The sequence below is a fragment of the Inquilinus sp. OTU3971 genome (assembly GCF_038440215.1).
In genome coordinates, this window is record NZ_JASATH010000001.1 from 100,936 (window position 1) to 124,014 (window position 23,079).

Annotated in this window: 16 protein-coding genes and 5 pseudogenes; 15 read left to right on the forward strand and 6 right to left on the reverse strand. The window is 63.9% G+C overall.

What is annotated here, in order from left to right; translation table 11 throughout:
- Positions 1-177: 177 nt before the first annotated feature.
- From AAHM41_RS00340 to AAHM41_RS00385, 10 genes and pseudogenes are all read left to right on the forward strand, one after another.
- Positions 178-1,323 (forward strand): phosphotransferase family protein, encoded by a 1,146-nt coding sequence (locus tag AAHM41_RS00340; protein WP_342234501.1) that lies wholly within the window; start codon positions 178-180, stop codon positions 1,321-1,323.
- Between the two features lie 11 nt (positions 1,324-1,334).
- Positions 1,335-2,510: an acyl-CoA dehydrogenase family protein gene (locus AAHM41_RS00345; protein ID WP_342234502.1), complete on the forward strand. Its 1,176-nt coding sequence runs from the start codon at positions 1,335-1,337 to the stop codon at positions 2,508-2,510.
- A complete protein-coding gene (locus tag AAHM41_RS00350) occupies positions 2,510-3,286 on the forward strand; it encodes an SDR family NAD(P)-dependent oxidoreductase (protein ID WP_342234503.1) in 777 nt (258 codons plus the stop codon). The genes AAHM41_RS00345 and AAHM41_RS00350 overlap by 1 nt, the downstream gene beginning before the upstream one ends.
- A 17-nt stretch (positions 3,287-3,303) precedes the next feature.
- On the forward strand, positions 3,304-4,494 hold the full coding sequence (locus tag AAHM41_RS00355; protein ID WP_342234504.1) for a CaiB/BaiF CoA transferase family protein: 1,191 nt from the start codon (positions 3,304-3,306) through the stop codon (positions 4,492-4,494).
- A gap of 32 nt (positions 4,495-4,526) precedes the next feature.
- Entirely contained in the window at positions 4,527-6,173 is a 1,647-nt protein-coding gene (locus AAHM41_RS00360; protein ID WP_342234505.1) for an acyl-CoA synthetase, read from the forward strand.
- Positions 6,157-6,894: a FadR/GntR family transcriptional regulator gene (locus tag AAHM41_RS00365; RefSeq protein ID WP_342234506.1), complete on the forward strand. Its 738-nt coding sequence runs from the start codon at positions 6,157-6,159 to the stop codon at positions 6,892-6,894. Before AAHM41_RS00360 ends, AAHM41_RS00365 begins: the two co-directional genes overlap by 17 nt.
- Positions 6,895-6,910: 16 nt before the next feature.
- The gene (locus AAHM41_RS00370; RefSeq protein ID WP_342234540.1) at positions 6,911-7,669 is read left to right on the forward strand and encodes a nitroreductase; all 759 of its coding nucleotides are present in this window, start codon (positions 6,911-6,913) and stop codon (positions 7,667-7,669) included.
- Positions 7,669-8,001 carry an SDR family NAD(P)-dependent oxidoreductase gene (locus AAHM41_RS00375; protein WP_342234507.1) on the forward strand — a complete coding sequence of 111 codons (333 nt, stop codon included), beginning with the start codon at positions 7,669-7,671 and terminating at the stop codon, positions 7,999-8,001. Before AAHM41_RS00370 ends, AAHM41_RS00375 begins: the two co-directional genes overlap by 1 nt.
- Positions 7,926-8,427, forward strand: a pseudogene (locus AAHM41_RS00380) (SDR family NAD(P)-dependent oxidoreductase). The gene AAHM41_RS00375 and the pseudogene AAHM41_RS00380 overlap by 76 nt, the downstream one beginning before the upstream one ends.
- Before the next feature lie 177 nt (positions 8,428-8,604).
- Positions 8,605-8,949 carry a transposase gene (locus AAHM41_RS00385; protein WP_342234508.1) on the forward strand — a complete coding sequence of 115 codons (345 nt, stop codon included), beginning with the start codon at positions 8,605-8,607 and terminating at the stop codon, positions 8,947-8,949.
- Positions 8,950-9,732: 783 nt separating this feature from the next.
- On the opposite strand, the pseudogene AAHM41_RS00390 reads toward AAHM41_RS00385, so the two are convergent.
- The 3 genes and pseudogenes from AAHM41_RS00390 to AAHM41_RS40555 form a co-directional block, all read right to left on the reverse strand.
- Positions 9,733-9,921 (reverse strand): annotated as a pseudogene (locus AAHM41_RS00390) (ISNCY family transposase); the annotation flags it as partial.
- 179 nt (positions 9,922-10,100) lie between these two features.
- A pseudogene (locus tag AAHM41_RS00395) lies at positions 10,101-10,391 on the reverse strand (transposase); the annotation flags it as partial.
- Positions 10,392-10,533: 142 nt separating this feature from the next.
- A complete protein-coding gene (locus AAHM41_RS40555; protein WP_446719420.1) occupies positions 10,534-11,253 on the reverse strand; it encodes an NAD(P)-dependent oxidoreductase in 720 nt (239 codons plus the stop codon).
- A gap of 102 nt (positions 11,254-11,355) precedes the next feature.
- Here AAHM41_RS40555 and AAHM41_RS00405 point away from each other — a divergent pair, with 102 nt between their 5' ends.
- Positions 11,356-12,321, forward strand: a complete 966-nt coding sequence (locus tag AAHM41_RS00405; RefSeq protein WP_446719421.1) for a LysR family transcriptional regulator — start codon at positions 11,356-11,358, stop codon at positions 12,319-12,321.
- Between the two features lie 21 nt (positions 12,322-12,342).
- Here AAHM41_RS00405 and AAHM41_RS00410 read toward each other — a convergent pair.
- Positions 12,343-13,739: pseudogene (locus AAHM41_RS00410) on the reverse strand (IS701 family transposase).
- 93 nt (positions 13,740-13,832) lie between these two features.
- Entirely contained in the window at positions 13,833-14,699 is an 867-nt protein-coding gene (locus AAHM41_RS00415) for a hypothetical protein (RefSeq protein WP_342234511.1), read from the reverse strand.
- Positions 14,700-15,563: 864 nt separating this feature from the next.
- Between AAHM41_RS00415 and AAHM41_RS40560 the strand changes: the two genes are divergently transcribed.
- Complete coding sequence (locus tag AAHM41_RS40560; protein ID WP_446719423.1) at positions 15,564-15,635, forward strand: transposase; 72 nt, start codon at positions 15,564-15,566, stop codon at positions 15,633-15,635.
- A gap of 197 nt (positions 15,636-15,832) precedes the next feature.
- Positions 15,833-16,842: pseudogene (locus AAHM41_RS00420) on the forward strand (IS630 family transposase).
- 210 nt (positions 16,843-17,052) lie between these two features.
- Here AAHM41_RS00420 and AAHM41_RS00425 read toward each other — a convergent pair.
- Positions 17,053-18,570, reverse strand: a complete 1,518-nt coding sequence (locus AAHM41_RS00425) for a helix-turn-helix domain-containing protein (RefSeq protein ID WP_342234512.1) — start codon at positions 18,568-18,570, stop codon at positions 17,053-17,055.
- A gap of 45 nt (positions 18,571-18,615) precedes the next feature.
- Between AAHM41_RS00425 and AAHM41_RS00430 the strand changes: the two genes are divergently transcribed.
- Positions 18,616-20,145, forward strand: coding sequence for an acyl-CoA carboxylase subunit beta (locus tag AAHM41_RS00430; protein ID WP_342234513.1), 1,530 nt, complete (start codon positions 18,616-18,618; stop codon positions 20,143-20,145).
- 172 nt (positions 20,146-20,317) lie between these two features.
- On the forward strand, positions 20,318-22,318 hold the full coding sequence (locus AAHM41_RS00435) for an acetyl/propionyl/methylcrotonyl-CoA carboxylase subunit alpha (RefSeq protein WP_342234514.1): 2,001 nt from the start codon (positions 20,318-20,320) through the stop codon (positions 22,316-22,318).
- Positions 22,319-23,079: the final 761 nt, after the last annotated feature.

The window sequence follows — 23,079 nt, forward strand, 5'->3', positions numbered from 1 at the left end:
CTTTCGTCAAGTCGTCCAAGTTGCAGTCATCTTTGTCGATATATCGTTGAAATATAACGATTTAGTCTAGCTGGCGATCCGGATTGAGTGCCGAGAGGTGCGATTCGAGTGAGGTTCGTGCTTGACTATCGACATTTTGGTCCGACAGTTATGAGAAACACGACGAGCGATATTTCGATGGTCGACATCTCCCGCACAGCGGACGCTCCGCGTTCGGTGCATCCCGTCTTCCGGCCTTCCGAAGATGTGCCCGGGTGGCCCGAAGGGGCACTGCTGCGCCCGTCTGCGCAGGCGCATCCGCTCGACTGGCCAGCGATTGCACGTTATCTAGAGAGCCACGGCTTGGCTTTTGACGAGCATGTCCCTGCCCGCCAGTTCGCGGGCGGATTGGCGAATCTGAACTATCTGGTGCGGCTGAATGGCGGTTGGCACGTCCTTCGCCGCCCGCCCGATGGACCGCTCCCGCCCGGCGCCAATGACATGCGCCGCGAGCACCGTATCCTGTCGCGACTTTGGCGGGAGTTGGCGCTGGCGCCGCGCAGCCTGCATCTTTGCGAGGACGAGGCGGTGGCGGGGGCGCCGTTCCAGATTATCGAGTTTCGCTCGGGCATCGCGGTCAAGGGCGACGACCTGACGTTGCTTGCAGGTGTTCCGGGAATCGAGGCATATCTCGCCGGCATGATCGTCGACACGCTGGTGGCGATCCATTCCGTCGATCTCGACGCGGTGGGATTGGCGGGGCTGGGGCGGCCGGACGGCTTCTTTCGTCGCGCCGTACAAGGCTGGAGTGACAGGGCCGAGCGCGTCGCTGACGGAAAGCTCCCGTCGGCCGCGGCTCACATCATACGCTGGCTGGCTGCTGTGCCCGATCCGCGGGGCGGAGAAGCGGCCTTGTTGCACAACGACTTCAAGCTCGACAATATCCTGCTGGACCCGGTTTCGCTGAGACCTGCGGCCGTGGTCGATTGGGACATGGGCACGCGCGGCGATCCGTTGTTCGATCTCGCCACGCTCCTCAGCTACTGGAGCGAACCAACCGACCCCGCCTGCATGCTTCGGCTCGCACAGATGCCGACGGCCCGGTCCGGCTTTCCCGGCCGGGAAGAGGTCGCGCAGGCCTATCAGCGGCGAGCGGGCCGATCGGTCACCGCGATCAAGCCCTATCGCGTGCTGACCATGTTGAAGCTCGGTGTCGTGTTCCAGCAACTCCATGCCCGGTTTCTCACGGGAGACACGCGGGATTCTCGCTATGCCGCCTTTGGTTCGCTCGGCGAGGAATTGCATGAATTCACGATCGATATCGTCAACGACAGGATCTTCTGAGGCAGCGCTCGATGAACTTCGATATTCCGCCTGATCTCAGGGAACTGGGCTCCCGAGCGCGCCAATTCGTGCGTGACGTCGTCCTGGCCTATGAGCGAGACAGCCGCCGCGGCGCTCACGGCCCCAACGATGCGCTTCGGCTCGAGCTGGTGGCGCATGCGCGCGACGCCGGGCTGTTGAGCCCGCATGTTTCCAAGGACTGGGGGGGGCTGGGAATATCTCACATCGGCAAGGCCATCATCTTCGAAGAGGCCGGATACTCGATGCTCGGACCGGTTGCGCTGAATTGCGCGGCGCCCGACGAAGGCAACATGCATCTGCTCGAGGCGGTGGCGACACCCGAACAGAAACGGCGTTGGCTCGGGCCGCTGGCCGCCGGTGAGATCCGTTCGTGCTTCTGCATGACCGAGCCTCATCCAGGGGCGGGCTCCGACCCGTCCAAGCTCAGGACAACCGCAGTCAAGGACGGCGACAGTTTTGTCATCGATGGCCGTAAATGGCTCATCACCGGAGCGGACGGCGCCGGTTTTGCCATCATCATGGCGAGGACCATCGTTGATGGCCGCGATGTCGGCGCGACCATGTTCCTGGCTGATCTTCCGGCTGCCGGATTTCGCATCGAGCGCCTCCTCGACACGCTCGATTCCTCCTTCACGGGCGGCCATGCCGAAGTCGTGATCGAAGGCATGCGCGTTCCGGAGGCCGATGTGCTGGGCGGCATCGGAGACGGCTTCCACTACGCGCAGGTCCGGCTCGTGCCGGCCCGCCTCACGCATTGCATGCGCTGGCTGGGAGCCGCCCGCCGCGCTCATGACATCGCCGTGGAATACGCGCAGCGGCGTGAGGCCTTCGGTGTGCCGCTCTCGTCTCACGAGGGCGTCGGCTTCATGCTGTCCGACAATGCGATCGACCTGCACACGGCCCGGCTGGGCATCTGGCACCTCGCCTGGCTCCTGGACCAGGGGGAGCGCGCCGGCCTGGAGAGCAGCATGGTCAAGGTTCATGCCTCGGAAGCGGTGTGGCGCGTGGTCGATCGATGCGTGCAGATTCTCGGCGGATTGGGCGTGACCCGGGACACGGAAGTCGAACGCATCTTCAGAGATGTGCGAGCCTTCCGCATCTATGACGGTCCGTCCGAAGTCCACCGCTGGAGGATCGCCCGCCGGCTCGCCAAGGACGCAGCGTGATGCCACACGAACTCCAGGGTATCGACTCACTGGCCGGCAAGGTGGTCATCGTCACGGGTGGCGCGCGTGGCCTCGGCCGATCGATCTCCGACGGTTTTGCAATGGCCGGCGCTCATGTCGTTCTGGCGGGCCGTAACCGGGCGACCCTCGACGATGCGGCCGCGCAGATCGCCGCGGCTGGCGGTTCGGTTCTTTCGTTCCAGGCTGACGTCTCCAGTGAAGACAGCGTCGAAGCCCTGTGCGCCGCCGTGGTCGAGGCTCACGGCCGGATTGACGTGCTGGTCAACAACGCCGGGATCAATCCCTGGTACAAGGCGGCCGAGGACACGTCGCTTGAGGAATGGCGCCAGATCATCGACACCAACCTCACCGGCGTCTTTCTCGCGTGCAAGCACGCTGGCCGGGTCATGATCGCGGCGGGAGAAGGAGCGATCGTCAATATCAGCTCGGTCGCCGGGCGTGTCGGCCTGGCGAAGACCACCGCCTATTGCGCGGCCAAGGGCGGAGTCGAGCTGCTGACCCGTCAACTCGCGCTCGATTGGGCCCGAAAGGGTGTGCGTGTCAATGCCATCGCCCCGGGCTACGTTCAGACCGACCTGACCGAAGGTCTGCTCGCACACCCGGTTCTCGGCAAGCGGATCGTCGAGCGCGCGCCGATGGGCCGATTTGCACAGCCGAGCGAACTGGTGGGGGCCTGCCTGTTCCTGGCGTCGAGTGCCGCAAGCTACGTCACCGGGCAGTCGCTCGCCGTCGACGGCGGCTGGACGGCGGCGTGATGCCGGGAGAAACGACCATGCCGCAGCCCATCTCGATGGCACTTGACGGCATCAAGGTGCTCGATCTCACGCGCCTGCTGCCTGGGGCGTTTTGCTCCCAGATGCTCGCTGATCTGGGCGCCGATGTGCTCAAGATCGAGCAGCCCGACGGCGGCGACTACAATCGCTCCTTTCCCCCGCTGAATCGGGCGGAGTCCGGTTCGTTCCTGCTTCTCAACCGCAACAAGAAGAGCCTGACGCTGAATCTGAAGACGGAGATGGGAAAGGAGATCCTGCGCCGGCTCGCACGCGACGCCGACGTCCTGCTGGAGGGCTTCCGGCCCGGTGTGATGGACCGCCTCGGGCTGTCCTTCGAGCATCTCTCGCAGGAGAATCCGAGGCTCATCTACTGCGCCATTACCGGCTACGGCCAAGACGGGCCGAGCCGCCTGAAGCCCGGTCACGATCTCAACTACATGGCCGAGGCGGGCGCCTTGCAGTTGTTCGGCCGGGCGGGGGAGGGGCCGATCGTTCCCGGCCTGTCGATCGCGGATGTCGGCGGCGGATCGCTGATGGCGTCTACAGCCATCCTGGCGGCGCTCATCGCGCGCGGCCGCACCAACAAGGGCCAGTTGGTCGACGTGTCGATGCACGACGGAACCATGACTTGGCTCAGCCTGCACGCGGCGGATCAATTCTTCGCCGGCATCGAGCCGAAGGGTGGCGAACGTCCATTCATCGGTCAGGCTCCCTGCTACAACATCTATGCCTGCGCGGACGGCAAACATGTCGCTCTCGGCATCATCGAGGCGCATTTCTGGCATCGCTTCTGCGACGCGGTGGGCCTGCCGGACCTGAAGGACAGGCAATGGCCGACGGGCCGCGAATGCGAAGAGCACAAGCGCCGGATTTCGGATCTGTTCGCCAGCCGCACCCGTGACGCGTGGCTCGCGGCCCTGGCCGAGGCCGACATCCCGCTCGGTCCGGTTCTGAGCATCGAGGAAGCCTTCGCCGATCCCCACGCCCGCCATCGTGCGATGCTGCGGAGCGTCGAGCATCCCGTCGAGGGCGAGATCCCCCAGATCGGCTTTCCGGTGAAGTATTCGGACACGCCATGCGCGATCCGCTCGGCCCCACCGCTTCTCGGCCAGCATACTGATGAAGTCCTGGCGGCCATCGGTTTCGATCAAGCCGCAATCGAAAGACTCAGGCGGGAAAAGGTGATCTGAAACGAAAAGAGCAAATGCTTGGGGAGGAGACGGTGGCTTCGAACATGACGGACTATCATCAAGAGCGGAGGAATTTCCGCTGGAAGGTACCGGCGACGTTCAACTTCGGCGCAGATGTCGTGGATCGTCTGGCGCGCGATGCGGATGGGCCGGCTCTGATCTGGGCCAACGCCAAGGGCGAGGAGAGGCGATTCTCGTTTTCCGACATGGCCAGGCAGTCAGCCCGGTTTGCCGACATGCTCAGCCGCCGCGGCGTCCGCAAGGGGGATCGGGTGATCGTGATGATGCCGCGCATTCCCGAATGGCAGATCGCCATAGTCGGTTGCCTCAAGCTCGGTGCGGTACCTGTTCCCTGCATCGAGATGCTCACTGCCAAGGATGTCGCCTATCGGGTGCGTCATTCCGGTGCCAAGGCTGTCTTCGTGCGGGGCGAGCACGCTCACAAATTTGTAGGCCTGGAGAGGGACCTGCCGGTTCGCCTCGCCATCGGCGGCGCTACAGGGTTCGAAGCGTATGAGGCGGCGTTCGCCACGGCTGGCGAAACATTCGCCCCCGTCGTCGTGGCGGCGGACGATCCCGCGATCCTCTACTATACGAGCGGCTCGACAGGACAGCCCAAAGGGGTGCTCCACGCCGCGCGCGCGTTGTATGCTTGGCGCTGTTCGGCTTTCTATTGGCTCGATCTCGGCCGGGATGACGTTGTCTGGTGCACGGCCGATACCGGTTGGAGCAAAGCCGGCACGTCGATCCTGTTCGGTCCCTGGAGTTGCGGTGCCTGCAGTTTCTTCTTTGACGGCCCGTTCGATTCCGGCGAGCGCCTGGCCTTGCTCCAGCGATACGGCGTGAGCGTCTACTGCGCGACCGGCACCGAGTTGATCAGGGTCGTTGGGGAAGATGTCCGGGCTTTTGACTTACGGCGGCTTCGGCACTGCATCTCAGCGGGCGAAGCGCTGAATGTCGCCGTGGCAGAGCGATGGCAGGCCGCGACCGGACTCCCCGTTCTGGAGGCGTATGGGCAGACGGAGACGCTGATGACTCTGCTCAACTATCCCTGCCTGACGCCAAAGCGGGGCTCCATGGGTCTGCCTCCTCCGGGTCTCGAGCTCGATATCATCGACGCGAATGGCCATCGACTGCCCAGCGGGGTGGAGGGGGATATCGCTGTGCTCACGCCGAATCCGCAGATGATGCTAGGTTACTGGCAGGAGGATGCGCGCACGGCCGAGTGCTTCGTTGAAGGGCCCGAAGGCCGCTGGTTCATCACCGGTGATCTCGGACGGCGCGACGAGGACGGCTACTTCTTCCACTGCGGCCGCCGCGACGACGTTATCAACTCGGCAGGCTATCGCATCGGGCCTGCCGAGGTCGAGAATGCGCTGATGGAGCATGCCGCCGTTCTCGAAAGCGCTGTCATCGGCGTTCCGGACGATGAGCGTGGCGAGATCGTCAAGGCATTCGTCGTTTTGCGCCCGACGTTTCTGCCTTCGGACGTGCTCGCGAGGGCATTGCAAGATCATGTAAAACAAGTCACCGCACCGTACAAGTACCCGCGGGCAGTCGAGTTCCTGCCGGAGTTGCCAAAGACGATGACCGGCAAGATTCAGCGCCGCGCCCTGCGGGACATGGAAAGGCAAAAGGGCGTTTTGCGTGGAAAGGCGGTCCATGTCGGTTCTGTTTAGTCAGGTTCGTGCCGAGCCGGCCTTTCGGCTGGTGGCGCGTGCGATCGAGGAGAAGATCCTGTCCGGGGCGATCGCTCCCGGCGATCCGCTTCCTTCCGAGGCAGGGCTGGCCGAACAGCTCGGCGTCAATCGTTCGACTGTTCGCGAGGCGATCAGAGGCCTTGAGCAGAACGGGTTCGTGCGCCGAGAGATCGGGCGCAAGAAGCTGTATGTCTCGATTCCGCAATCGTCTGAGATCTCCCGACGCCTGACCGCCGCGATGGTTCTCCACCAGGTGACGTTCGACGAGCTGTGGGAGGCTATGTTCGCGCTGGAACCGGCGGCAGCGACCGCAGCCGCCCATCGAGGCACGGATCAGGACTTCAGCGCCATCGAGGAGAACCTGGCGGCGACCCGTCAGGCGCTGGAGGACAGCTCGAGCTTGACCGCGCTCGACATCGAGTTCCATGAGCTGATTGCACGGGCTGCGCGCAATCGTGCGATCCAATTGGCCCGGCTCCCGATCAGTGAGCTGTTCTATCCGGCCTTCTATGCCGTGATGTCCCGCCTCAACGCCGGCCAGCGCCTCCTGGTCGCTCATGAGAGCATCTTTGCTGCGGTTCGCGACCGCAACGAAAAGGGGGCGCGAGAATGGATGGAGAAGCACATCCTCGATTTCAAGCGGGGGTACGAGCTTGCGAATCTCGATATATCGGCGCCGGTCGACAGGCCGGGCGCGTAGGAGGGGCGTACGGGTGATGACGGCCTGCCGCCAGGGCCTGCCGAGCGAGTTCTCCAGGAGCGTGGAAGAGGCCATTCTTTCCCGTCGCTCGGTGCGCGCCTTCCTTCCGGACGAGGTTCCTCATGCCACGATCGCCCGGATTCTCGAAGTCGCTGCGCGGGCGCCGAGTGGCTCGAACATTCAGCCGTGGCGGGTCATTATCCTGACCGGGCGACCGCTGGCGGCCCTGACCAGGGAGCTCGAGGCCCTGGCGCTCTCGGGCGATCCAGGGGAGGAGGTCTATGCCTACTATCCGACCCGTTGGCGCGAACCCCATCTCGCCCGGCGCCGGAAAGTGGGCTGGGACCTCTACGGCGCTCTCGGCATCGCCCGGGGCGAAACCGAAAAGATCGTGCGCCAACAGGCGCGGAACTATCTGTTCTTCGGCGCGCCAGTCGGGTTGCTCTTCACGATCGAGCAGGATCTCGAGCGGGGCAGCTGGCTCGATTACGGCATGTTCTTGCAGAACATCATGCTGGCCGCGCGCGGCTTTGGTCTGGATACCTGTCCGCAAGCGGCCTTCGTCAAATATCACAGAATCATTGCCAGCCATCTCGATATTCCGGCCGGGCAAATGCTGGTCTGCGGGATGGCGCTCGGCCATCGCGATCCCGACGCGCCCGAAAACCAAATCGCCACGGAACGCGCCGGCCCGGCGGATTTCGCGCGGTTTGTACCACCTGCGGCCGAACTGCCAGGGCGGGCCGGGCCGCACCGGACGTGTGGAGAGGCTTGATGGAGATCAAGGATCGGGTCGTGATTGTCTGTGGTGCGGCCTCCGGCCTCGACCGCGCCACCGCGGTGCGGTTGGCTCGTGAGGGCGGGCGCCTCGCGCTGGTCGATCTCAATGTGCAGGCGCTTGAGGCGGTCGCTGCTGAGACCGGCGGGTTGCCCTTCACCTGTGACGTTGCGGACGCCGCGGTGCCGAGTGTGTCCTGGCCGGGATTCTCGAGCGACTGGGAAGGCCGCGCATTCTGGTCAACTGTGCTGGGATCGCGCCGAGTGCCCGCATCGTGGGGCGGGATGGGCCGGCTTCGCTCGCCGAATTCGAACGGGTGGTCCGTGTGAATCTGGTGGGAAGCTTCAACTGGCTGCGCCTGGCCGCCAATGCCATGAAGGACAATGATCCTGACGCGGAGGGAGAGGGGGGCGTCATCGTGAACACGGCTTCGGTCGCCGCGTCGGAAGGACAGATCGGCCAGGCTGCCTATGCAGCTGCGAAGGGAGGCGTGGCATCGCTGACGCTGCCGGCTGCGCGAGCTTGCACGATACGGCATTCGCGTGGCCGCCATTGCTCCTGGTTTGTTCGGCACGCCGATGGTCCAGAGGATGACCCCGGACGTGCAGGAGTCGATCATCGCGACGGTTCCATTTCCGCATCGTTTTGGAAAGCCGGAGGAGCTCGCTCACATGGTCGTCGCACTCGTCACCAATCCGATGGTCAATGGGTCGGTCACCCGGCTGGATGGCGCGTTGCGTATGCAGGCACGTTGAGCACGCCGTCGGGCACTCAGATTTGCCAATCTGTCTCTCCGGCATGCACGCGCCGCCGCGCTTCCCGCCCGGCTCGAGCGCCGTTCGAGCCACCGGAGCGGATATGCGACGCCGACGATACAATGGGAGCGTTCCCGGCTGGCGGCAGTGGCGGGATATCGGCGATCGGGAAGAGCCTTGAGCTCGGAGCCGAAGGAGGCTCCGACGTGGGAGGAGACCGCGGCGATCGTCACCGAGAGCGACGGGGAGGGCACATCAGTCTCCACCGTCGCTCGCCGGCACGGTCCGGTGCCGCAGCAGCTGTTCGCCCGGCGCCGCCTGGCGCGGCAGCCCCCCGCGGCGTTGCCGGCGGCGGCCCAGCCGGAGCCGGCCGCGGTGTCTGTCCTGCCGCGCCGGGGGCGCCGCCGGTCGGAGGCGAGCGGGAACGGGGTCGCGGCGGGCGGGGGCGAAGTGCGGGTGAGCATGGATGCAAACCCGCGGGCGATCGCGGCGATGAACCAGGCGCTCGAGGCGGGCGCATGACCGGGCCGTCCGGGTGACGGTGGCGATGAAGCCGTCGACCTGCGCAAAGGGGCCGAAGGCCCGGCGGTGCTGGTGCGCGAGACGATGTGCAGCGATCCGCTCTCCGACGTGATCCCGGACCAGGATGAGATCCGCCTCTACACCAACCGTCATGCAAATAGAGGCGGCGGCCAGAGGGGCGCCAGTGTCGATGTTATTTGTAACGCGGAGAAAGGAAGTTCGCCTGACAAATTTGCGGTCCGTCGCGCGCACGCTGATTGATGATTTTTCGTATATTTGATGATCTCGATATCGGATCTCAAAAATATTCGATGCCCAGCTGCGGCCGGTCGTTGGCATTGGGAGAGAGTTGAGAGGTCGGGCCCCCGGCTGCTGCGCGGCCTGGCCCGGGCGAGCGGCTGATCCCACCAATCGCTCGCGATCCGCGGCTTGGAAGCCGCGGCGATTGAGAATCACTCCTCGCAGCACCGGGACCGGAACGACGAACCTTGGGCGTATTGATGGCGTTCGACCCGTGCGGACCGACCCGCCGGTTTCGAAGTCTTCGATGCGTGGCCCGGCGTTGCGAGGTGTCGGCGCCACAGCTCGCATGCCCGGCATCACCGCTGCCGGATCACCTCTTGGCCGGGGTCGGGGAGGCCACTTTGGTCGAGAATGGGCCTGCGGTCACCCACCGCCGCCTCCCGTCCCTCGTCCCTGTCCGAGGGAGCTGACCGACCCCGGCTCCGCGATGACCTGCGCATGAACGAAGTCCTGAAGCTATCCCACCCTCTGTCGGCGGCACAGGCGGAGGTGTGGCTTGCGCACCTGAGCGCCGTCGTGCTCCTTCCCGGCCAGCTTGAACGACGGCTGGAAGAAGTTCACGAACAACCCCACCCTCGTGTAGAGCCGCGCCAGCGCCGCCGCAGCCGCGATCCCCTTCAGGCGCCGGTAGCCCACGATCCGGTGCACCACGGCGCCGTTCTTCTGCTGGAAAAGGTCTGCACCCAGTGTGCCTTGACGGTGCCGGCGAGTGTCTTGCGCGGACGTGTCGGGAGGCAGACTGGAGGGGTGGTATCTGCACTCGCCGCTGACGCGCCGCTCACCGATCAACCAGATCTCTTTGCCGGGCATGCGCTGACCGCCTATATCGCGGAAGCGGTAGTCGGCTCGGCATCGGCCAGCACGCATCCGAACCGCATACCCGCAGATCTGACTCGATTGATCTTCTCGATCGCGATCTTGCTGTGAAAGCTCTGTTGCTCTTCCGGAACCCGCGCCCGGGTCAGGCGGGCCGGGTCGCTCGTCCAGCTCTCCGGCAGAAACAGCCGCAGACCCACCATCACCGGCACCTCGCCGCGGGCCAGCGTCAGAGAGACCAGGGTCTGGCAGTTCGCATTCTTGCCCAGGGCTGAGGCGTACTGTGGAGCCACCCCGACGGAGGCAGCTCCCTTCTTTGGCATCACGGGTGGTGCGGGTCGAGTTTGTCGAATGGCGAGCGGGTCTGGCTAATCTGTCTGCGGACAGATGGCAAGGCTGCCGTGACAGGTCAGCCGGACCGTGCATGCGCCGCGGTGAGCTGGACGCCGCGGCGCATGCTTGGCTTCAGTATCCGATCGTGAAGCGCCGCTGAACGTGCCGTGGTAGCTCCACCTCATCGATGATCGCGACTGCGGCATCTTCGATGGAGATCCGATTCTGTCCGTCCGCGTCGAGGACGGGCTGATCGCCACCGAGTCGATAGCGACCAGTCCGCTCGCCAGGATAAATGTTGTGCGCTGGGCTGAAATACGTCCAGCGGCGGTTCGAGAGCCGATAGGTGTTCAACGCATCGCGATGGCCACGGACCGCAACCTCGTATTCCTCGGGGATACCGATCTCCTTCAAGCCCTTGCGCAATTCGTCGGCCGTGTCAGCTTCCACAAGCCCGGGCCTCAGTTCCAGGCTGCCCGCGCCGCCCACGACGATCAGCCTAAGGCGCAGATGGCTTTCCATCGCCTTCAACAGGGTTCTGGCAACCTCGGCATAGACGCCAGGATTCCTGATCGATTGCTGCACCGTGTCGTTCAAGTCGCGTGCTGCGTTGCCCGGCTGGTAAGTGCTCACTAGGACGTCCAGGCCCTGTATTCCCGACATCACGCTTTCGAGATCGAAGACGTCCAGCGTCTTCCAGGTGACGCTGGCTGGATCTGGCGGGAATCGCGAGGCGTCGCGCGTGAACGCAGTGACTTGGTGCTCTCTGCTGACGGCCTCGGAGAGGACTCGCTGGCCGATATTGCCGGTCGCGCCGATGATTCCAATCTGCATGGCGATGATTTTTCCCATCTGTTTTGTGGGCGGTGGGCAACCCACCGGTCGATGAGATAAGGTGGTGGAGGTACGCAACAATCCCGGTTGATTGGAAAGGCGTTTTGCATTGGTGGGAAAATGAACCTCGGCTTTGACGACGCAGCGATCTTTCTCAGCGTCGTTCGCGAAGGGACCTTCAGCGGCGCGGGACGGGTGCTTCGAATGCCCGTCAGCACCGTTAGCCGTCGGGTCGCCGCACTGGAAGCTCGTTTGAGCACTCAACTCCTGCGGCGCACAACTCGGGCCGTCAGCTTGACGGAGGACGGCCGAGCCTTTGCCGAGCGTTGCAGCCTCGTTTTCGACGAGTTCGAGGCCGCCCGTGAAGCTCTGGCCACCAAGGGCAATGGTCTTCGCGGCACGATCAGGGTGACCGCTCCATTCTTTGCATGTTCGGAGATGTTCGGGCCATACTTGCTCGATTTTGCGGCGCAGCACCCCGATCTCGTCATGGATCTGCGCCTCACCAACGGCACGCCGGACCTGGTTGAAGAGGGCATCGATCTTGCCTTCCAACTCGGGCCTTTGCCCGACGGTCGGCACGTGGCGCGGAAGCTCTGGCCCGTCCGTTATGCGCTCTGCGCCAGCCTCCCATTTGTGAAGCGGTACCCGGATGTGATGAAGCTGACACATCCACGCCAGTTGACGACTCTGCCATGCATTCTGACACCGCCTCTCGAATCGTGGCACTTCGAGCGCGATGGCGAGGGGGACATCACGTTTGTGCCCGAGATCATTGGGGCGAAGATCGAAGATTTGGCGCTGGGGGCTGTGGCCGCTGGCCGGGGCCTCGGCCTCGGCTATCTGCCAGAAAGCCTCGTCGCTGGACGTTCTAGTGATGCGTTCGTGAGCCTGAATCTCGGTGGGTGGCGGCCGCGTGCGCGTGATCTGTTCGCAGTCTATCCTCGGTCGCGCCAGCTTTCACCAAAGGTACGGGCGGCCATCGATCACGCGGTTGCAGGGCGCGATTGGTACAAGCAGCCGCGGGAGGAGACCGGGTCGATGACCGGACGTCGAGGCAGGGCCGCCATGGCGCTCCAGGGCTAGTCTTACTGCGTCACAAGTGGCCTAGGATTGTGGATCGTAGTCGCGCAACAGGGACATCGTTGCAGGCGCTGAGCCAGGGCGACGGTCAGGCGTCGCCGCAGCGTGGGGATTGAGGTCGGGACGTGCCGTTCGGGTCGGATCGGGGGCGCCGCGGGGTCGATGACCCTCGGGAAGGCCGGGCGCTTGGCGGCGAGGGGCTTGAGCTGCAGCTGAGGGGGGAAGCGTCTCGAGCAGGGAGACGAGGAATCCGTAGGCGGCGATGCAGAGGCCGACGTGGTGATGGAAGCCACGCCAGCCGCGGCCCTGGTAATGGCCGAGGCCGAGCTCCTGATAGTCCCGCTCGATGCGCCAGCGGAGCTTGGCGACATCGACCAGTTGGGCGACCGGGATGTCGGCCGGCAGGATGGACAGCCAATACTTGGTCGGCTCGACCTCGCCCTCGGGCCACTCGATCAACAGCCATTCCTGGGGATGGGGCTCGGATCGGTCGAAATCCCGATGCGCGGTGCGCACGCGCAAGGCGGCGAAGCGCGAGCCGAGTTCGCCATTGCTCCCCTCCCGCCAGGTGACGGCCTGCCAGGCCCCGGCTGGCAGCGCCTGGGCCAAGGCCTTGGCCGAGATCGGCTGGTGGTCGGCGGTTCGGCGCAGTCGCGTGGTCGGCCGACCTTTGCCGCTCCACGGCAGGGGTGGCAGAGGGCCTTGGCCGGGCGGCCAGACGCTCAAGGAGGACAGGACGCCCACCGCATAGGTCAGGCCGAGCTCGGTCACCCCGGCGCGGAACGACCCGTCCGTCCCATAGCCGGCGTCGGCCAAGACCACGCCCGGCGCGAGCCCCGAAGCCTTGGCCTGCCTGATCTGCTCCAGCGCGATCTGCGGCTTGGTCTGAAAGGCGACCTCGGGCGGGATCTTGCCCCGGCGCCGCAGCTCTGGATCCTCGGCCCAGGCTTGCGGCAGATACAGTCGCCAGGCGATCGGCAGGCTCGCCGCATCGCGGGCACCGACAGACTGACCGCCACCTGGCAATTGTCCTGCCTGCCCAGTTGGCCGCAGTACTGCCGCGCCACGCCCACCGAGTGCTTCCCTTTCTTGGGAAAGCCGGTGTCGTCGATGACCCAGGCCCGGATCGGACCCCGCTGCTCAAGCGTCGGCAGCACCCAGTTCCGCGCCCGGCCCATCAGCGCCGCATCCGACCACGGCGCCTGGCCCACGACATGCAGCAACGACTGATGCTTGGCGGCCACGCGCGAGGGCGCCGTCACCGCCGCCAATGGTTCCACGCTCTTGCGCTCCACCGGCAGCAACAAGCCCAAGTAGTAATCCTTCAGCGGCTCGGCCCGGTCGGCGTGGCCGATCACCTCCACCAGGCTTTCGGTATAGGCCTCGAACGCCGCTTCACTCTCCGCCGTCCAGCTGTCCATCGCACCGCACTTCGCTGAGGTCGAGGCGCTACCGCAGTAAACCCGACGCTGCTCCGAATCCCCACGCGGACGCGACTTTCTGACTCAGTAAGACTAGGTGTCGACAGACGTTGCCGCGGATGTAGAAGTCGACGTCGTCCGGGCGGCCCAAGCTGACGCCGCAGCCCGCTGCAAGACGATGATTAGGTGTGTCGCCGCTTTCGGATCGACATGATCTGGGAGGGGCCGAGACTGAACGTCTCGCGCAGTGGCGGCCACGCGGTAGCTGAGTTGTGTTGCGAGCGCGATTTTTGGCACCCGGCAGCGGCGGACCAGAAACAGTGAATCGTAAGCGAAATGACTCGCGCCAAGCGCCGGAAGTGAGTCACTGTTAGCCGCAAGAATCTCCTTCAGAAGTGATGGCCCGCTCGGAACCAGATCCTGCGCTGTTCGTATGTGCTCCTGGACGGTTTCACGAAAGGATGCCCTAACCGATCGGCCGAGGGTGTCGTCGCGCAGAATTATCCCGATCTTCCGCTTTAGGATCTGGTAGTCTTCAGCCCAGGTGGCCGAAAATCCAGGGTAGTATTGGTTCATAAAGGGTCTGATTTGTTGGGCATATTGTTCCTGTGTGATCATCCTCGCGTAGGTCAGCGCCGCCCCGTAGCCGTTAAGATAGGTGCCGACTCGCTCTATTCTCGTAATTCTTGTGGGGACATCGACAGCCTCAAGCTCGCAGAGCGTCAGTTCGTCGATCGCCAATAGCCATAGTAGAAAGCTCAGATGATGGCTTAGAAGCCACCGTTCCCAGGCTACTTGATCTTCGATCGAGAAGAAGTCTTCCTTCAGATGCTGGATTTTATTCCAAGATGATTCGTCCGAAGCTGTGTTTTCGACAAAGTCATAGAGGACGGATTTTGTGCCTGCCGTTTGGACAGATGGCGGCAGGTAGAGGACCCGCCCTAGGCCGCAATGGTGCATAGAGTATCCTTAAGGAGATTACTCGTGTGCCGAATCGGTTTGTCTTCTGCCTGCTGCTCGAACCGAACGACCACATGCCGAGACCCTACGATCTCAACGCGGTCCTGTCGAGTTGCAGCTCGAAGACCACTGCGATGGTTCGCTACTCCCTCGTCTTGACTTTGACGAGCGACAGCGCCGCCGCCGCAAAGTCGCTTTGATCCTCCGGCCAATCGGGGCCAGGCCGCAAAGATACCTATCCCTTTCTATGCAACCCACTTTCGGTTTTGAAATTGAAATCGTTCGATGCTGGATATTAATGAAGTTGAAATGGAAAGATCGACGTCTTTGGCGCCAGCCGGGTCGAGGAACTCATTGCCCATATTTCTCGCACGAGGTGATCTTGGCGTTTGCAAATTATCGATGGCCGTGGTTGATCAGATCGTCTCGTCGCAGGGTTCACGACTGCAGCAGGACTCGACGTTGGAATAGCCACCATGGCGCCTTTTCACTGCCCCTGCAGTTCCCAGCCTTCGTTGCAATCTCTGACCGATAAAGACCTTATCACGACGAGCAACGGCGGCCTTCTGCCGGCGCGCGGCCCACCATGGCGATGATGGCTTTGCCGACGATGGCTACGCCCGTGGGCAATCGTGTTCTGTCCACAAAGGTCAGTTCCCTGGGCGCTTGGATCCAGGCCGCGTGAAAACGTGGTGATCTGATACGCTGTCCGGGGTGGCTGGGGGGCAGGCGTGACGTATTTGGTCGAGGGTCAGGACTGCCGCCAGGTCCCGCTGCTGCCGGACTGCTTGGACGACTACGTCGGCGAGGATAACCCGGTTCACGCCGTCGAAGTCTTCGTGCGTCAGGCTGATCGATGCCAAGATCGACGACATCCGCCGCTTCCGCTCGGCAGCCAAGCTGGCGGCCTATGCTGGGTTGGTCCCATCGACCTAATCCAGCGGCGGCAAGACCTGCCACGGCCGGATCATCAAATAGCGCGACAAATGGCTGCGCTGGGCCTTCGTCGAAGCCGTGGCGCCGGCGATTACCGCCGATCCAGATCTGATACCAATCCTCTGAAGGGATGACTCACGGGGCTTTGCAAGGTGGAGGCGGCGTGATTCAAGGGGGCAAACAGCAAGGGGTTCGCCATGGCAGCGCCAATCGCCCTTCGGAGGGACTACTCGGCGTCGGATCTGCGCGGTTTGGCGCGGCGGACGCGGGACGCCGGCCAGGCGCGCCGGCTTCTGGCCCTGGCGGTGATCCTGGACGGCGGCAGCCGGAGCAACGCAGCACAGGTCGGGGATGTCGGGCTGCAGACCATCCGCGACTGGGTGCTGCAGTTCAACGCCGAGGGCCCGTCTGGTGTTCTGACCGGCAAGCCGCCAGGGCGGTCGCCACGGCTCGGGGCCGAGCATCGGGCGGCGCTGGCCCGATGGGTCGAGGACGGGCTGGTGCCGGCGGTGGACGGTATGGTCCGCTGGCGGCTCGCCGACCTGGCGCAGCGGCTGTTCGAGGAGTTCCGGATCGTGATCGGCGAGACGGCGCTGGGCCGGACGCTGCAGCAGATGGGCTACCGCAAGCTCTCCGCCCGGCCGCGCCATCATGCCCAGGACCCGGCTGCGGCCGCGGCGTTCAAAAAAACTTCCCGGCCCGCGTGGCGGAGATCGTCGCGCGCCACCCGGGCCAGCCGATAGAGATCTGGTTTCAAGACGAGGCCCGGATTGGCCAGAAGAACAAGATCACCCGGCGCTGGGGCCTACATCTTCGGCGCCATCTGCCCGAAGGATGGCAAGGGCGCCGGCCTGGTCCTGCCCCGCTGCACCACCGAGGCGATGCAGTTGCACCTGGCCGAAATCGCCCAGGCCGTGGCCCCGGGCGCCCACGCCGTCGTCCTGGTCGATCAGGCCGGCTGGCACCATGACCGGCAAGCTGGCCGTGCCAGCCAACATCACCCTGCTGCCGATCCCGGCCCGGTCGCCCGAGCTCAACGCCGCCGAAAACATCTGGCAGTTCCTCCGGGACAACTGGCTCTCCAACCGGGTCTTCAAGTCCTAACGGGGACATCCTCGATCACTGCTGCTTCGCCTGGAACACCCTGATGGCTCAGCCCTGGAGGATCATGTCCATCGGTCTCCGCGGCTGGGCTCATGGGTCATGATTCCCACAGATTGGTATAAACATCTAGTTCGAGGCACACGACATGCTCACGCTCGGCGGAGCACGGGTCGTGGGCGCGGCGCGTCCTTCCCGTGAGGGCGCCTGATCCTCCACTACCGTCCTACGCCTCCGATCGCGAGTAACCGCCGCCCCAAGAATCGCATCAGGATCGCCAGCGGAATCCCAATGCTCGCGCTTCATTCCGCCTGCTCTAACGGCTGCCTTTCGAGGCGATCGCATACGGCACGGCATAGCGGACGTCATGATCGATTGAGATGGTGTAGCCGGCGGGTGGGAAGGCTCTCTGCTGGCAATCGTGGCGATCGCAGAGCCGGCAGCTCACGCCGATGGGGGTGATCTGAGGGTTGGTTCTCCACTCCAGCCCGTCCGCATAGACGACGTGTCCGGCGTCGGCGAGTTCGCAGCCCAGTCCGATCGCATAACGGCGGCGCGTCGACGTGTAGCCGACGCCCGGCTTGGTGAGCGCCTGCGCCAGCGAGAGATAACGCACGCCGTCCGGCATTTCGACGATCTGGACCAAGAGGCGATCCGGCGCCTCGAAGGCCTCGTGGACATTCCAAAGCGGGCAGGCGCCTCCGTACCGCGCGAATTGGAAACGTGTGGCGCTGTGACGCTTGGTGATGTTGCCGGCTCGATCGACTCGCAGAAAGTAGAACGGAACGCCTTGAAGCCCCGGGCGCTGCATCGTCGACAGACGATGGCTTACCTGCTCCAGGCTTGCGCCGAAGAGATGGGCCAGAATTCCGAGGTCGTGGCGATGGGTTTGGGCTGCGGCCAGGAATCTCCGATAGGGCAGCATCGTCGCGCCGGCGAAGTAGTTGGCCAGAGACACGGCGCAAACGGCGTTGGCATCGTCGCTTCGGAAGGCGGCCTGGTCCACGATCTTTTGGATCGCCTCGCTCGCCTCCAGGAGCGCGACTTGGTGAGCGAGGGCGAAGATCTGGCTAGGCCGCTCGGCTTGCCCATCAATGGTGAGTCTGCGCGCTCCGCGCTCGAGGCGGCGCACCGGAAGGTTCGCAAGCAGCGATCGATCGATCACCACACTGATTCCGTGCCGACTGGCCAAGCGGTCGATCAACGCGTCGGCGAGATGCTCGAAGCCGCTCTCCAGCTCGGCGGAGAGCTGCTCGGCCTGACGATCGAGGGGATCGACGTAGTTGCCGATGGCGTGAAAGAAGTCGCGAACCTCCTCATACGGAAATGCGACGTTGGCGGATCGGTTCTCGCCTGATCCCGAGAGCGCGCTGTCGAGTGCCTGGAAACGGTCGGCGAGAGCGCGATGGGAGGCTTGGAGCTTGATCGCGGTGCGAGCAACCGTCGGAGCATGCTGTATCGCCGCCTTGAGTTCGCTCAATCCGATCTCGGTCTCCATGAGAGCGGAGTCGGACAACGCGTCGCGAAGATCGACGAGGAGGCGATCCTCCGTGCCGTCGGAGAAGACCGAAGCATCGACGCGAAAGACCCTTGTCAACCCGACCAGAACCGCTGCCGTCAGCGGCCGCTGATTGTGCTCGATCTGATTGAGGTAGCTGGTCGAGATCGCGAGCCGCTTGGCGAGCGCCTGCTGCGGCCATGCGGCCTCTTCGCGCAATCGCCGAACTGCTGCCCCCGCAAAAAGTTTCCGACTCTTCATCTGCAAATCTGCGCAGTTTGCAAATTTACAATAAAGCCTCTTTTCTCGGGACCGCAAGCTATATTTCTGCTTCATAGGGGCATCGGAAGGGCAAGTCATCGCCTCTGCGGGATATTGACAATGCGTGACATCCTCGAACAACTCGAAGAGCGCCGTCAGAGCGCGCGTGAAGGCGGTGGCGAAAAGCGTATCGCGGCGCAGCACAAACGCGGCAAACTGACGGCGCGGGAGCGTATAGAACTTCTGCTCGACCACGATTCGTTTGAAGAATTTGACATGTTCGTGCAGCAGCGCTGCACCGATTTCGGCATGGATAAGGCCGAGAGGATTCCCGGGGACGGCGTCGTCACCGGCTGGGGGACGGTCAACGGCCGCACTGTCTTCGTCTTCTCCAAGGATTTTACCGTTTTCGGTGGCTCACTCTCGGAGACCCACGCCCAGAAGATCGCCAAGATCCAGGACATGGCACTGAGGATGCGCGGCCCGATCGTCGGCCTGTTCGACGCCGGCGGCGCCCGCATTCAGGAGGGCGTGGCGGCGCTCGGAGGCTACGGTGAGGTCTTCAAGCGCAATGTGCAGGCATCCGGCGTCATCCCTCAGATCTCGGTGATCATGGGACCTTGCGCCGGTGGTGACGTCTATTCGCCGGCCATGACCGACTTCGTCTTCATGGTGCGCGACACCAGCTATATGTTCGTCACCGGCCCCGATGTGGTGAAGACCGTCACGCACGAGTCCGTGACCCCGGAAGAACTTGGTGGTGCCACGGTTCATACCTCCAAGTCCTCGGTTGCCGACGGCTCCTTTGAAAATGACGTTGAAGCTCTGCTGCAGGTGCGCCGGCTGATCGATTTTCTGCCGGCCAGCAACATGGGCGACGTTCCCGAATGGCCGTCCTTCGACGTGCCGGAACGCATCGACCTGAGCCTCGACACGCTGGTGCCGGACAATCCGAACAAGCCCTATGACATCAGCGAGCTGATCTTGAAAATCGTCGACGAGCGCGACTTCTTCGAGATTCAGGGCGCTTACGCCAGGAACATCATCACCGGCTTCGCCCGCATCGGGGGCCGCACGGTCGGCGTCGTCGCCAACCAGCCGATGGTCCTGGCTGGAGTGCTCGATTGCGATGCCTCCCGCAAGGGGGCCCGCTTCGTGCGCTATTGCGATGCTTTCGGCATCCCGATCATCACGCTGGTCGACGTCCCAGGCTTCCTGCCCGGCACGGCGCAGGAATGCGGCGGCTTGATCAAGCATGGCGCCAAGCTGCTTTTCGCCTATTCGCAATGCACCGTGCCGCTTGTCACCGTCATCACCAGAAAGGCCTATGGCGGCGCCTATGACGTAATGGCCTCCAAGCATATCGGTGCCGACGTGAACTATGCTTGGCCCACCGCGCAGATTGCGGTGATGGGCGCCAAGGGCGCTGTCGAGATCATCTTCCGCGGCGAGGATCCCGAGACGATCGCGCGCCGAACCAGAGAATACGAGGATCGCTTCATGTCCCCGTTCGTGGCGGCGGAACGTGGCTATATCGACGAGGTGATCATGCCGCACTCCACTCGCCGTCGAATCGTCCGGGCGCTGGCCTTGCTGCGCACCAAATCCGTCGAACGTCCTTGGCGCAAGCACGACAATATTCCGCTGTGAGGCGTTCGCGATCGGCCCGGCACGGAGCGAAGGCTTTGGACTCCCTGATGATCTCTACCGGACGGGGCCGCGATTCCGAAATAGGAGTGCGGCGGCTCAAGTTTGCATTCGGCCGGATCTCCAAAGCCGGTTCCCCAGATCCGGCGGGCAATCAATCAAGGCAACTCTTCGCATGTTCACAAAGATCCTGATCGCGAACCGCGGCGAGATCGCTTGCCGCATCATCAAGACGGCACGACGGATGGGGATCAGAACGGTGGCCGTCTACTCGGATGCCGATCGTCACTCGCTGCACGTTGGAATGGCCGACGAGGCCGTGCATATCGGTGCTGCACCTGCGGTCGAGTCCTACTTGCAGATCGAGACGATTCTCGCAGCCTGCAAGCAGCTGGGAGCCCAGGCCGTGCATCCGGGGTACGGCTTCCTGTCCGAGCGCGAAGCTTTCGCCCGGTTCCTGGAGGACAACGGAATCGTCTTCATCGGCCCCAATCCCGGCGCGATCGCCGCGATGGGCGACAAGATCGCGTCGAAGAAGGTGGCCGCCGCTGTCAAGGTCTCGACCGTGCCGGGCCATCTCGGGCTCATCGATAGCGCTGGGCGTGCTGTGGAGATCGCCGATGAGATCGGCTATCCCGTCATGATCAAGGCCTCGGCCGGCGGCGGAGGCAAAGGTATGCGCATAGCCCATTCGGCGAGGGAGGTGGCCGAGGGTTTTGCACGCGCCAGATCCGAGGCCGCGTCCTCCTTCGGCGACGATCGTGTCTTTGTTGAGAAGTTCATCCTCAATCCGCGCCATATCGAGATCCAGGTTCTGGGCGACAGGCATGGAAACGTCGTCTGCCTCGGCGAGCGCGAATGCTCTATCCAGCGTCGCAATCAAAAGGTGGTCGAAGAAGCGCCGTCCCCGCTGCTGGACGAGGAGACGCGGCGCAAGATGGGCGAACAGGCGGTCGCGCTCGCCAAGGCGGTGGGCTATGATTCCGCCGGCACGGTCGAATTCGTGGTCGGGCAGGACAAATCCTTCTATTTTCTCGAGATGAACACGCGTCTGCAGGTCGAGCATCCGGTCACCGAGATGGTGACGGGCATCGATCTGGTCGAGCAGATGATCCGTGTCGCCTGCGGGGAAGCGCTCGCTATCGCGCAGGGGGATGTCAAGCTGACCGGCTGGGCAATTGAGAGCCGCATCTATGCCGAGGATCCGGTCCGCGACTTCCTGCCCTCAACCGGCCGACTGACGACCTATCGACCGCCGGCCGAAGGGCACGATGGCGAGGCGACGGTCCGCATCGACTCCGGCGTGTTCGAGGGAGGCGAGGTCTCGATCTACTACGACCCGATGATCGCCAAGCTGGTGACGCATGCCCCCACGCGCGATGCCGCGATCAGGGCGCAGGCCCGCGCGCTTGACGCCTTCGCCATCGACGGCATCCGTCATAATATCCCTTTTGTCTCGGCGCTGATGCAGCATCCGCGCTGGATTTCGGGCAACCTCTCGACCCGCTTCATCGCGGAGGAGTTCCCCGAGGGCTTCTTGCCTTTGGATCCGAACGCCGAGGTGGCTCGACGCATGGCGGCGATCGCGATTGCTTGCGACCACCGCCTCAACGCTCGCAAGCGTCGTATCTCGGCGCAGATGGAAGGCTGGCGAAGGGTCGAGTTCGACTCTACCCGCATTGTCACGCTCGGCGCCGAGCAGTTTTCTGGTCTGGTGTACGACGAGGGCGGAACCGTGCTGATCGACCTCGGCGAACGCAGCATGGCGGTCGTTTCTGACTGGCGCCCCGGGGAACCGGTCTGGCATGGCACGCTCGACGGCTCCGCAGTCACGGCGCAGGTGCGGCCGATCTTGAACGGATTCTTCCTCGGCCATGCCGGCGCTCATGCCAAAGCATGTGTCTACACGCGGCGCGAAGCCGCTCTCGTTGCCCTGATGCTGGAGAAGCAGGCGGCCGGTATCGGCAGGTTCCTCCTCTGCCCGATGCCGGGCCTGGTCAGGGCGGTGCCGGTCAAGGTTGGCCAGGAAGTCAAGGCCGGCGAGGCGCTTTGCGTGATCGAGGCGATGAAGATGGAAAACGTGCTGCGGGCCGAGCGCGATGTCACCATCGCCAGCCTTCTGGCGAAGGAAGGGGATTCCCTCACCGTGGATGCCCCGATCATGGAGTTCGCCTGAGAGAGCGAGGCTGCGATCCATACGCCACGCACCCCGAGCGGCCATACTCACGTGACCTTCGTGAACTGCTCCCTGTCACAGTCTGTCGGGCGATCCTGTCGGCAGCAGGGCTGCGACGCCATAGTTTCGGGAGCCTCGGCGCCTCCCTGGACGATCGACTGCGTCGCGGTTGGGGGCCAGATGGATTTGTCCCAATCGTGGATCAGGGTGAGGCCATGATGTACGATTCAACCCCGGCAAGATTCGAGGTCTGCCGCGATCGCTGGCTTGCCATTTTGACGGCGGGCGTTGATGCGATCCCTGCCTCAGCCTTGATGCGAGGGCCGCAAACCGAGAAGCCAGGAAGAGAGCATTGCGTGGCAACCCCTCGTCCTGTCTCCTTCAGGTCACTCGCGTGCCCCCTTGCGCGCTTTCCTCTGACGCTATTGTTCCGAATCCGGATCGTTTCTCGGGGGAAGGTATCGGTGCTTTCCAAGGAAGATCCTGAGATACCGGCCGAGGAGCGTCGAGCGCCCAGGCCACCGGTGCGAAGACGACCCAACGAGTTGACGATGTGGCGCCCATGGGGGAGTGTTCTCAACACGCGATGACATCCGGGCTGCCATTCGTCGCCGCACCCATCGGGCGGTGCATCCGCCCGCTCCGACGCGAACCAAGAGAAGATCGAGGAGGGATGCTTGAGTGTACCTGCGGTCGAGCACTGGTACGTGTTTTGTCGTCACCACCAGAGGCCGCGCCGCTTATTGTGTCGGGCTGGGGTA

Bases quoted from the DNA above. Each gene is read 5' to 3' on its own strand.
- AAHM41_RS00405 (WP_446719421.1), top strand. From the start codon at position 11,356: ATGAACCTCGGCTTTGACGACGCAGCGATCTTTCTCAGCGTCGTTCGC.
- AAHM41_RS00425 (WP_342234512.1), bottom strand. From the start codon at position 18,570: ATGAAGCAGAAATATAGCTTGCGGTCCCGAGAAAAGAGGCTTTATTGT.
- AAHM41_RS00415 (WP_342234511.1), bottom strand. From the start codon at position 14,699: ATGCACCATTGCGGCCTAGGGCGGGTCCTCTACCTGCCGCCATCTGTC.
- AAHM41_RS00355 (WP_342234504.1), top strand. From the start codon at position 3,304: ATGCCGCAGCCCATCTCGATGGCACTTGACGGCATCAAGGTGCTCGAT.
- AAHM41_RS00350 (WP_342234503.1), top strand. From the start codon at position 2,510: ATGCCACACGAACTCCAGGGTATCGACTCACTGGCCGGCAAGGTGGTC.
- AAHM41_RS00365 (WP_342234506.1), top strand. From the start codon at position 6,157: ATGTCGGTTCTGTTTAGTCAGGTTCGTGCCGAGCCGGCCTTTCGGCTG.
- AAHM41_RS00340 (WP_342234501.1), top strand. From the start codon at position 178: ATGGTCGACATCTCCCGCACAGCGGACGCTCCGCGTTCGGTGCATCCC.
- AAHM41_RS00345 (WP_342234502.1), top strand. From the start codon at position 1,335: ATGAACTTCGATATTCCGCCTGATCTCAGGGAACTGGGCTCCCGAGCG.
- AAHM41_RS00430 (WP_342234513.1), top strand. From the start codon at position 18,616: ATGCGTGACATCCTCGAACAACTCGAAGAGCGCCGTCAGAGCGCGCGT.
- AAHM41_RS40555 (WP_446719420.1), bottom strand. From the start codon at position 11,253: ATGGGAAAAATCATCGCCATGCAGATTGGAATCATCGGCGCGACCGGC.
- AAHM41_RS00375 (WP_342234507.1), top strand. From the start codon at position 7,669: ATGGAGATCAAGGATCGGGTCGTGATTGTCTGTGGTGCGGCCTCCGGC.
- AAHM41_RS00370 (WP_342234540.1), top strand. From the start codon at position 6,911: ATGACGGCCTGCCGCCAGGGCCTGCCGAGCGAGTTCTCCAGGAGCGTG.
- AAHM41_RS00435 (WP_342234514.1), top strand. From the start codon at position 20,318: ATGTTCACAAAGATCCTGATCGCGAACCGCGGCGAGATCGCTTGCCGC.